This is a genomic window from Oerskovia rustica, from assembly GCF_014836555.1.
Taxonomy (GTDB): Bacteria; Actinomycetota; Actinomycetes; order Actinomycetales; family Cellulomonadaceae; genus Oerskovia; species Oerskovia rustica.
Map to the genome: position 1 here is coordinate 36388 of NZ_JACSQQ010000003.1, position 10610 is coordinate 46997.

At 75.5% G+C, this 10610-nt stretch carries 7 protein-coding genes; all 7 read right to left on the reverse strand.

Annotated features, from left to right (window positions below):
- Positions 1–81: 81 nt before the first annotated feature.
- Positions 82–2610 (reverse strand): alpha/beta hydrolase-fold protein, encoded by a 2529-nt coding sequence (locus H9652_RS02315; protein ID WP_191794480.1) that lies wholly within the window; start codon positions 2608–2610, stop codon positions 82–84.
- Between the two features lie 141 nt (positions 2611–2751).
- Positions 2752–3582, reverse strand: coding sequence for an HpcH/HpaI aldolase/citrate lyase family protein (locus H9652_RS02320; RefSeq protein ID WP_191794481.1), 831 nt, complete (start codon positions 3580–3582; stop codon positions 2752–2754).
- Complete coding sequence (locus tag H9652_RS02325) at positions 3579–4787, reverse strand: CaiB/BaiF CoA transferase family protein (RefSeq protein WP_191794482.1); 1209 nt, start codon at positions 4785–4787, stop codon at positions 3579–3581. The genes H9652_RS02320 and H9652_RS02325 overlap by 4 nt, the downstream gene beginning before the upstream one ends.
- Positions 4784–6943, reverse strand: a complete 2160-nt coding sequence (locus H9652_RS02330) for an SUMF1/EgtB/PvdO family nonheme iron enzyme (RefSeq protein ID WP_191794483.1) — start codon at positions 6941–6943, stop codon at positions 4784–4786. Before H9652_RS02330 ends, H9652_RS02325 begins: the two co-directional genes overlap by 4 nt.
- Positions 6940–7947, reverse strand: coding sequence for a ribokinase (locus H9652_RS02335; RefSeq protein ID WP_191794484.1), 1008 nt, complete (start codon positions 7945–7947; stop codon positions 6940–6942). Before H9652_RS02335 ends, H9652_RS02330 begins: the two co-directional genes overlap by 4 nt.
- The gene (locus H9652_RS02340; RefSeq protein ID WP_191794485.1) at positions 7944–9356 is read right to left on the reverse strand and encodes an ADP-ribosylglycohydrolase family protein; all 1413 of its coding nucleotides are present in this window, start codon (positions 9354–9356) and stop codon (positions 7944–7946) included. The genes H9652_RS02335 and H9652_RS02340 overlap by 4 nt, the downstream gene beginning before the upstream one ends.
- Positions 9353–10531 carry an ADP-ribosylglycohydrolase family protein gene (locus tag H9652_RS02345; RefSeq protein WP_191794486.1) on the reverse strand — a complete coding sequence of 393 codons (1179 nt, stop codon included), beginning with the start codon at positions 10529–10531 and terminating at the stop codon, positions 9353–9355. Before H9652_RS02345 ends, H9652_RS02340 begins: the two co-directional genes overlap by 4 nt.
- Between the last annotated feature and the right edge of the window lie 79 nt (positions 10532–10610).

Below are 10610 nucleotides of genomic sequence, written 5' to 3' on the forward strand. Positions count from 1 at the left end.
GCGTGCTGTTCGGGCTGTCACCGACGCTCGACGACGACCCGAACTGCACGCTCGGCGCTCAGGTTCCCGCGGCTGGCCCCGTCAGGCCCCGCAGTCCACCGCCGCGTACGGCGCGAGGACCTCGACCGGCCCCGACGGCTCGAGCACGGTGACCGTCGCCGCCCCCGCCTCGATCGCCGGCACACGGGCGGAGAACGTCTGCTGCGCGCTCTTCCCGGCCCCGACGGCCGTGAACTTCTTGCTCCCGAACGGCGTCGACACCGCGACGTCCACGGGGTGGTCGCCGCCGTTGAGGGCTCGCACCGAGACCTGCGCCCTGCCCCCGACGCAGCGCGCCGTCGCCTCGACGCCGACCTCGGTCGAGGGCACCGACGGCCCGGTCGCGAACTCGACCCGGGTCACGAACACGTCCCCTGCCCCGGCGTTCACCAGGCCGGCCGGAGCCCCGAACGTCAGACCGCTCAACCACGCGCCGTCCACGCCGGGGGCCGCCGCGGCGAACAGGTTCGCGTCGTCCCACTCGTCGGCCCCGTCGCGCTCACGCGTCCCGAGCTGGGTCACGGCCCCGGGCGTGCCGTCGGCCGCGAGCGCCACCGTGAACACGTCCACGCCGCCGACCGGCGTGCCGAGCGCCCCGTACGTCGTGCCCACGACGAGCACGGTGCCGTCGGCCCCGGCGACGCCGGTCACGCCGCGGTCGTCGGTCGCCGTGCCGGTCTGCGTCGTCCACAGGACCTCGCCGCGCGCGTCGAACGCCCGCGCGAACACGTCGTTGTCCCCTGCGGACTCCCCGCCGAGCGCGCCACGCGTGTGCCCCACGGCGACGACCGAGCCGTCGGCCCGCGCCACGAGCCCGCTCACCTGGTCGTTGGCCGACGTCGCGACACCGCGCAGCCACACGAGCTCGCCCGCGCCGTCGTACCGCGCGACCCAGCCGTCGTTGGCGCCGGCCGCCTGTGCGCCGGGCATGCCTTGCCCCGCGACCCCGCCGACGTACACGGAACCGTCCGGGCCGGGGGCCACGGCGAGGGCCTTGTCCTCGCCCGCCCCGCCGACCTGGCGCAGCCACAGGAGCTCGCCTCCGGCCGAGACGCGCCCGACGATCGCGTCCTTGTCCCCCGCGCTCGTCCCGCCGGGGACGGTCCCGCTCGTGTACCCGGCGACGTAGGCGCCGCCCGCCCCGTCGGACGAGACGGCGTAGAAGCGGTCGGCCGCGGCGGGGTCGCCCGTCTGGAGCGTCCAGGCGCGCTCGCCCGCGGCGGTCACGGCCGCGACGAACCCGTCGTCGCGCGTCGAGCCCGGGTGCTTCCCGTCGAGGTCCCCCTTGGTGTACCCGGCGACGAGCGTCGTCCCGGCCCGTCCGGCAACCACGCCGTACGCGCGCTCGTCGGCGGCCGTCGCGATCGGGTGCTGCCACTGGGGCGCACCGTCCGCGTCGCGGCGGGCGAGCACGACGTCGAGGCCGCCCGCGGGCTGCGACCCGGCCCACGCCCCGGCGAGGTTCAGGGCGACGGTCGTGCCGCCGTCGGGCGTGGTGAGGATGCCGCCCGCGCGGTCGTCGCCCGCGGAGCCGAGCAGCTCGGCGTCCCACGGCACGGTGGGCTCGGTGCGCAGGCGCGAGGACACGTCGACGATCGCCTCGCGGAACGCGGGCTGCCAGACGTCCCAGTCGTGGCCGCCGTTCATGACCCGCAGCTCGGCCGTCACCCCCGGCACGCGGCGCGCGGTGTTGTAGAGCCGGGCGGACTCGAAGTCGATGTCGTGGCTGGCCTCGGCGGGGTCGGGGTTGGCCCACTCGTCGTCGCCGACCGCGACGAACAGGTGCACGGGCAGGGCCGGGTCGAGCGCAGCGAGCGCCGCCGGGTACGAGAGCTCGGTGTACCGCTCGGGCGAGAACAGCTCGTGCCCGACGCCGTAGCCCCCGTGGTCACGGACGGAGGAGTCCGCGGGGGGCTGGGGGACGTACACCGCGGGGCTCAGCACGATGCCCGCCGAGAACTCGTCCTGGTGCGCGAGGGTCAGGCGCAGCGCGCCCGCCCCGCCCATGGAGTAGCCGCCGACGGCGCGTGCCTCACGGTCGGCGACGGTCCGGTAGGTCGCGTCGACGTGCCCGACCAGGTCGCGCGTGAGCGCGGTCTCGACCTGGAGACCCGCACCGTCAGCGGAGTCCGCGGAACCCTCGTAGGCCGAGTCCGTGTACCAGCTCCCCCGGTCGTTCCAGGGCGCGTCGGGCATGACCACGACCAGGGGCTGGATCGCCTCGGTGCCGATGAGCTCGTCGAGGTCGGTCGCGACGCGCTGCCACGCGGCCTGCGTGTCGCCGCGCCCGTGCAGCAGGTAGACGGTCGGGTACCGCTGCTCGGCGTCCTCGTCGTAGCCCGGCGGGAGGTACACCGTGTAGTCGACAGCGCCGCCCGCGCCGAGCGCCTCGGAGGGCGCGCTGCCGGGCACGAGCGTGCCCTGCTCAGCGGCCGCGACGGGCCCGGCCACGGCGAGCGGGAGCCCGACGACGACGCCGCCCGCTCCCACCACCCCGGCCAGGAGGGCGGCGATCCGTCGTCGCGAGCGAGGGACGCGCGGTGGTGTCGTCGGGAGGGGCACTGTGGTCATCGTTCTCTCCTTCGAGAAGCGTGATCAGGCGGTTCGTCGGTGCGTGCAGGTGGATCGGTTCGTGCGGGTACCTCGGTGCAGGTGGAGCAGACGGGGCCCGCTCGCGCGCCGGTGCGCGGGCGGCCCCCGGGAGAACAGCGCTCAGGCCGTCGCCTCCCCCGCGACCGCGAGGACCGAGCGTGCGCGCTCGACCATCGCGACGTCGAGGAACGTGCCGTCGGGGAGCGCGATCGCCCCGACCCCGCGCGCGGCCGCGGTGCCGACGCGGTCGAGCACCTCGCGCGCCCGCGACACCTCGTCGGTGCTCGGGAGGAACGCCTCGCGGATGGGGTCGAGCTGGACGGGGTGGATCGCGGTGCGCCCCAGGAAGCCGAGCGCACGGCCCGCACGGCACGAGGCCACGAGCCCGTCGAGGTCCTTGACGTGCGTGTACGCCGACATGGACGGCGACGGGAGGCCCGCGGCCCGCGCTGCGACCACGAGGCGGCTGCGCACCCAGGCCAGCGCGCCGTCGTCGTCCACGCGCAGGTCCGAGCGCAGGTCGGCCTCGCCGAGGCCGACCGACGCCACCTGGGGCGAGGCGGACGCGATCTCGAACGCGCGCTCGACCCCGAGCGCCGACTCGATCAGCAGGTGCAGGTCGCGCCCGGGCAGCGCGGCGGCGAGGTCGCGGACCTCGTCGGCCGACTCGACCTTGGGCACGCGAGCCCCCACGGCGCGGGGCAGCATCGCGACCGCCGCGACGTCGTCGGCGTGCCAGGGCGTGCCGCGCTGGTTGACGCGCACCTGGACGCGGCGCGAGACCTCGGCCAGCAGCGCCATGGCCGAGGCGCGCGCGGACTCCTTGGCCGCCGGGGCGACCGCGTCCTCGAGGTCGACGATCGCGACGTCGGCGGACGTCGCGAACGCCTTGGCGACGCGCTCGGGCCGGTCTCCCGGGGCGTAGAGCAGCGTGAGCGGCGGGGTGCTCATACGGCCCCCGCCTCCCGCAGCGCGGCGACGCGCTCGGCGTCGAAGCCCAGCTCGCCCAGCACCTCGTCGGTGTCGGCGCCGTGCGCGCGGCCCGTGAACCCGATGACGCCGTCGTGGTCCGAGAGCCGGAACAGCGGTCCCTGCATGAGCATGGGCCCGAGCTCGGGGTCCTCGATCTCGTGGAGCGTGCCGAGCGCCTGGAACTGCGGGTCCCCCACGATGTCCTGCGCGTCGTAGATGGGCGCGACCGCGGCCTGCGCCTCCTCGAAGGCCGCCACGACCTCGTCGCGCGTGCGCTGCGCGATCCACCCGCCCACGGCCGCGTCGAGCTCGTCGGCGTGCTGGGCGCGCTCGGCGCCCACCGCGAACCACGGCTCGTCGATGACCTCGGGGTGCCCCACGAGGCGCATGACGCGCTCCGCGATCGACTGCGCCGAGGTCGAGACCGCGACCCACTGGCCGTCGCTCGTGCGGTACGTGTTGCGCGGCGCGTTGTTCGCCGAGCGGTTGCCCGTGCGCGGCTGCACGGTCCGCAGCTGGTCCCAGCGCGTGATCTGCGGCCCGAGCATGGCCAGGATGGGCTCGATGATCGCGGTGTCGACGACCTGGCCGCGCCCCGAGCGCTCGCGGCTCTGGAGCGCGACCATGACCGCGAACGCGGTCGCGAGCGACGCGACGCCGTCCGCGAGGCCGAACGGCGGCAGGGTCGGCGGGCCGTCCGCCTCGCCCGTCATGGCCGCGAACCCGCTCATGGCCTCGGCGAGCGTCCCGAAGCCGGGACGCGACCGGTACGGCCCCACCTGCCCGAACCCGCTGATGCGCGCAAGCACGAGGCGCGGGTTGTGCGCCGAGAGCTCCTCGTAGCCCAGGCCCCAGCGTTCGAGCGTCCCGGGCCGGAAGTTCTCGATCACGACGTCGGCCTCGGCCGCGAGCGCCAGGAATACCTCCCGGCCCCCGTCGCTCGACAGGTTGACGGTCACGGTCCGCTTGTTGCGGCCGAGCGTCTTCCACCAGAGGTTGACGCCGTCCTTCGCGGCGCCGTGCCCGCGCGAGGGGTCGGGCTTGGTGGGGTGCTCGACCTTGATCACGTCGGCGCCCATGTCGCCGAGGTGCATCGCGGCCATGGGCCCCGCGAAGAGGGTCGAGGCGTCGACGACCTTGAGGCCCGCGAGCGCGCCGTCCTGGGGGTCGCGCGAGACCGTCATGCCGTCACCTCGTCCACGGTCCACGCGCACCGGAAGCCGATGCTCGAGCTGCGCGCCAGGCCCAGGCCCGGCAGGAGCAGCTTGGCGCTGAACTCGGGGCGCTGGACGCCGCCGTCGAAGTACCACTCGGAGCCGACCGACTCGTGGTCCGCGCCGCCCTTGAGCATGACGTACCGCGTGCGGCCGTCGCTGTGCTCGCTCTCCGTCCAGTTCCACACGACGGGGGCACCGCGCAGCAGTCCGCCGGTCTCGCCCGCGAGCTGCCACTCGTCCTCGCTCGGGAGCCGGCCCCCTCGCCACGCGCTGTAGGCGCGTGCGTCGTCGAGGTCGACGAACGTCACGGGCTCGTCCTCGCGCCCCGCGGGCGGTCGGCCGGCGACCCAGTGCGCGAGGAACCGGTGTCGGGTGGCCGGCCGGTAGCCGGTCGCGTCGAGGAACTGTGCGAACTGCGCGTTGGTGACCTCGGTGGCCGCGACCGCGACGGGAGCGGCGAGCTCGCCGTCGCGCTGGAGCGTGCGCGGGTCGTGCAGCCGCGGTGCGAGGGGCTTCCACTCCTCGACGTAGGGCGCGCCCTGGTACATCCCGGTCTCGCGGGCGCGGTAGCGCACGGTCAGGACGTAGGGCCCCGCGGGCACGACGACGGCGCTCGCCTCGGCGTCCTGGCCCGCCCCGGTCCCGGGGTGGGTCGGTGCGGCGTCTGCGGGCCGGGCCGCCGGGGCCTGCGGCACGATCCGGCGCGCGAGGCGGTGCGGGAACCGTGCGTCCGCGCTCGGTGCGTGGCGGCGCATGTCCTCCACCAGGCCGGGGAGCCAGTCGGGCTCGGCGGCGCCGGGCGCGACGTGCACGAGCGCGGCGATGCCGCGCCCCGGGACCGTGACGGATGGAGCGATGGCACCGGCTCCGTCGACGGTGCCACCGGTCGTGTCGACCGGCGAACCGGTCGGGTCGGTGGGGGCGGCAGGGGCCGCCAGGCCGGTCAGGTCGATCAGGCGGCCGGCGGGGGCGTCCGTGAGGACCGGGCCCGTCCAGTCGTCCTCGCCGCGGTTGACGAGCGTCCACAGCGAGACGCCCTCGTGCGAGAACAGCGACGCGTGCACGCCCGCCTCGCGCGCCTCGGGGGCGAGGTCCGTGAGCGGGGTCCATCCGCCGTCGAGCAGCAGGTCCTTGGCGGCGCGCTGGACCGTGACCATGCGGCGCAGGGTCGCGGCGTCGCGCTCGCTCCACCCGACCCACACCCCGAACACGACCTCCCACACCATGACGCCCACACCGTTGATCCAGGCGGACTGGAGCTCGTCGGTGTGGTCGCGGTTCCAGCGGCGCACGTGGTGCTGCATGTGGCGGCGCTCGTACCAGTGCGCGCGCAGCACGCCCGGCACGGACGAGTCGGCGAAGAACTGCGCCCACGACGACGAGTGGTCCTCGATGCGCTCGACCGCGAGCTTGGACTCGCCCTCCAGGACGATGCCCGGCCGGGCGGCCTCGAGCCGCTCGACGAGCTCGGGCTCGGCCTTCTTGAGCGTGTCGAGGAAGACGCCGTCGGCGGGAAGGTCCGCGACGACGGCGGCGAGCTCGGACAGGTCGTCCTCCCCGCGGCGCGTGCCCGTGTCCCACGGGTTGTAGTCGACGAACACGTGCAGGCCCGCGGCGTGCAGGGTCGCGACCAGGCCACCCGGCCCCGTGAGGCCCGGGACGTCACGGTAGAAGTCCCACTGGTTGCGGTCGTCGATCCCGATGACGGGGTACGCGTGCCACAGCACCACGGCGTCGAGGTCCGCGAAGCGCTCGCGCGCGTCGGCCAGGAAGCGCTCGGGTGTGAAGCGGTTCTCCTCGAACGAGTAGAGCAGCTCGTCCCACAGCCAGACCTGCGCGATCGTGAAGCAGCTCGCGGCCCACGCGGCCTGCGGTCGCTCGTACACGGCGCCCGTGAAGCCGTGGCGCTCGCGCGCGTCGGTACGCCACGCCTCGAGCCGCTCGCGCCACGCGGCCCACTGCGCGGGGTCGTCGGGCGCGGCGAAGATCTTCGCCTGGTCGAGTGCGGCGAGGTCCTGCGCGGTGTCGGTGGTGGCGTCGGTGGCATCGGTGGCGGCGTCGAGCGGGACGACCGTCGGGAGGTCGATGGGGCGGGGGACGAGCGGGTCGAACGTGTAGCTCATGGCTGCTGCTCCGGGTGGGCGAAGGTGGCGACCTCGTCGGCCGTGGGCACGGCGTCCTGGGCCCCGGGCCGGGTCACGGCCAGAGCGCCCGCGAACGAGGCGGTCCGGGCGGCGTCCACGAGGGTGGACCCGCCCGCGAGGGCGGCGGCGAGCACGCCGCAGAACGTGTCGCCCGCGCCGGTCGTGTCGACGGCGTCGACGCGCGGGGCCGCGAGGCGGACGGGGGCCGAGCCGCGCTGGGCGACGAGGCACCCTGCACCGCCGAGCGTCACGACGACGGCGGGCACCCTGGCGAGCAGGGTCGCGGCCAGGTGCTCGGCGGCGTCGACGGGGTCGGTGGGGGCGGCCGGGTCGGCGGGGCTGGTGGGATCGACCGGGGCACCGGCCCCGGCGGCGTCGGCGGCCTCCCCCGCGAGGTCGCGTGCCTCGTGCTCGTTGACGATCAACAGGTCGAACGCGGCCCACATCGCGTCGGGCAGGTCGCGGGACGGTGCCGCGTTGAGCGCGAGCACAGCCCCCGGCCGGCGGGCGGCACCCGCGGCGAGGACGACGTCGAGCGGGATCTCGAGCTGCGTCAGGACGACGTCCGCGGCCCCGATCCGCTCGGCCTGCTCCGGGCCGATGCGCACGTGCGCGTTCGCACCCGGGGCGACGACGATCGCGTTCTCGCCGTCGGGCGAGACCGTGATGAGCGCGGTGCCCGTGGGCGCCGCGGTGCGTCCGACGAGGTCGGTACGCACCCCTGCGCCGTCGAGCGAGGCGAGCAGCAGCTCGCCCGACTCGTCGCGGCCGAGGGCCCCGACGAACGTCGTGTCGGCGCCGCCCGCCCTGGCCGCGGCGACGGCCTGGTTGGCCCCCTTGCCGCCAGGGCTGCGGCGTAGGTCGCCGCCGAGGATCGTCTCGCCGCCGCCGGGGTGCCGGGGGACGTCGACCACGAGGTCGACGTTGGCCGAACCGACGACGACGACGCGCCCCCGGCGGTGCGTGCTCGGGTCGGGGCTCATGCGCCGACCCTCGCAGTGCCGGCAGCGTCGGCAGGATCAGCAGGGTCGGCCACCGGGACCACGGCTTCCGTGAGCCGCAGCGCGAGCGTCCGGGCGACGAGGTCGTCGATGCGCTGCTCCCCGCCGGGGAGCGAGGTCGCGATGCGGCCGTCGACCGGTCCGGTCCATGCCTGCCCGATCCCGTCGGTCCCGAGCAGGGCCCCGACGACGCCGCCCACGGTCGCGGCGGCCGAGTCGGTGTCCCAGCCCGCGGTGACCGCGATCGAGACGCTCGTCCCGAAGTCCCCTGCACCCTTGGTCAGGGCGTACGCGATCACAGCCGCGTTGTTGAGCACGTGGACCCAGTGCAGGTCCCCGTAGGCGGCGTGGATCCGGTCGAGGCCGACGCTCACGTCCCCGTCCAGCGCGGCCTCGCGGCCCAGGCGCACGGCCTGCGCGATCCGGCTGTCGGGAGGGAGCACGGTCTGGGCCGCGTCGAGCACGTCCTCGACGCTCGCGCAGACCATCGACGCCGAGGCGAGCGCCGCCGCCCACATGGCGCCGTAGACGCCGTTGCGCGTGTGGCTCAGGCGCGCGTCGACCCATGCGAGGTACGCCGCGCTCCGGACGTCGCCGGGGGCGACCCACCCGAGCACGTCGGTGCGGATGAGCGCACCGATCCACTCCCGGAACGGGTTCTGGTGCGTCGCGGTCTCGGGCACGGGACGCGCGTCGAGGATGTTGCGGTACGCCGCGCGCTCCGCGGTGAAGACGCGCCCCGCGGGCAGGTTGTCGAGCCAGAGCTGGGCGACGTCGTCGGTCGTGAAGCCCGTGCCGTGCTTCTCGAGCAGGGCGAGCGCGAGGATCGGGTAGTTGAGGTCGTCGTCCTCGGGCATCCCGTCGATGTTCTCCTCGAGCGAGGTCGGGGCGCTGCGCCGGTTCCAGGGCCAGCGCGCCGCGACGTCGTCGGGCAGTCCGACCGCCGTGAACCACGTCGCGAGGGGCCAGCGACCTGTGGCCCGCAGGATCTCCTCGATGCCCTGGCGCGGGATCTTCTCGACGGGCTTGCCCAGGAGGCACCCTGCCGAGCGTCCGGTCCAGGCGCCGTGCACGCGGCGCGCGAGCTCGCCGTCGGGCACCGTGGGGAGAACCGGGGCTGCCGGGAGGAGTGCGGCGATCCGCGCCCACCCGTCCGGCTCGGCCGGGGCCGGCGCCGCGGGCAGGGCGTCGAGCTCGTCGAGGAGCTCGCGCGCCAGGGCGCGCAGCGCCGGGGGCGCGGGCACGGGGCCCGCGCCGCTCACGGCCGGGACGGTGTCGCCGCCCGCCGCGGTCCACCGTGCGACGACGCCCGAGACGTCCTTGCCCTCGATCGTCGACTGGACGAGCTCGTGCGCAAGCAGGTCCTCGGGCTGTCCCCAGGTGAGTCTCACGCCGGGGCTCCCACCGTCGCGGCCTCGATCTCGTCGAGAGCCAGGAGGCGGGCCTTCGCGGCCTCGCGGTCGGCGCGCAGGATGTCGCCCGCGACCTGCCCCATGAGGCGCCCGGTCGCCCGGACGTCGGTGCGGCTCGCGCGCTCGATCTCGTCGAGCCACTCGGTCGGCACGACCTCGGTCCCGCCGAGCCCGGCCGTGATCGCACCCGCCATGACGGCGATCGAGTCGGCGTCGCGCCCGTAGTTGACCGCGCCGAGCACCGCGCCGCGGAAGTCGCCGCGGTGGCCCAGCACGAACCCGAGCGCCGCGGGCAGCTCCTCGATGGCCTTGGTGCGCGAGGGGCGGCGCGCGTCCATCGACATCTGCCGGTACTCGGGGCCCACCGAGTCGAAGGGGGCCACGACCTCGCGGACCTTGCGGGCGAGCGCGCGCTCCTCCTCGTCGGTCGTGGGGACCGAGGTCCAGCCCTCGAAAGCGTCGACGACCGCACGCAGCGCGGCGAGCGTCCCGTCGTGCGCGACGTCGAGCGCGGCCGCCACGACGTCCTCGACGGTCGCACCGGGGGCGACCGCCGCGGCGACCATGGCGGCGAAGACGCCCGCAGCCTCGCGACCGTAGCTCGCCTGGTGGGCGCCCGTGAGGTCGATCGCCTCGGCGTACGCGCCGCGCGGGTCACCCGCGTTGGCCAGCCCCACGGGGGCCACGTACATGGCCGCGCCGCAGTTGACGATGTTGCCGACCCCGGCCTCGCGCGGGTCGACGTGCCCGTAGTGGAGCCGCGCGACGATCCACTTCTCCGCGAGGAACACGCGCTGCAGCAGCAGGGCCGTCGACTCGAGCTCGGGGATCCAGCGGGGCTCGCCGATCATGAGCGGGACCAGGTCCTCGGCCACGGCGTACGCGTCGAGGTGCGCCCGGCGCTTGGCGTAGACCTCGACGAGCGCCTGGGTCATGAGGGTGTCGTCCGTGATGTGGCCGTCGCCCTTGTGGTACGGCGCGATGGGGCGGGCGTCCTGCCAGTTCGGGTAGAACGGCCCGACGATGCCGGTGACCCGTCCGCCGTGACGCTCCTCGATCTGCTCCGGGGTCCACCCCTCGGTCGCCCCACCCAGCGCGTCGCCGACGGCTGCGCCGGTGATCACCGCCACTGCCTTCTCGTCCAGCCAGCTCACGAGGTCACTCCCTGTCGTTCGTCGTTCTGCGTCCGGGCGGCTCGAGGCCGCCCGTGGTCGTCGTGGGCGGGGGGGGGGG

Excerpts from the sequence above, each read along its gene's own strand:
- H9652_RS02315 (WP_191794480.1), bottom strand. The coding sequence starts at position 2,610 with ATGACCACAGTGCCCCTCCCGACGACACCACCGCGCGTCCCTCGCTCG.
- H9652_RS02320 (WP_191794481.1), bottom strand. The coding sequence starts at position 3,582 with ATGAGCACCCCGCCGCTCACGCTGCTCTACGCCCCGGGAGACCGGCCC.
- H9652_RS02325 (WP_191794482.1), bottom strand. The coding sequence starts at position 4,787 with ATGACGGTCTCGCGCGACCCCCAGGACGGCGCGCTCGCGGGCCTCAAG.
- H9652_RS02330 (WP_191794483.1), bottom strand. The coding sequence starts at position 6,943 with ATGAGCTACACGTTCGACCCGCTCGTCCCCCGCCCCATCGACCTCCCG.
- H9652_RS02335 (WP_191794484.1), bottom strand. The coding sequence starts at position 7,947 with ATGAGCCCCGACCCGAGCACGCACCGCCGGGGGCGCGTCGTCGTCGTC.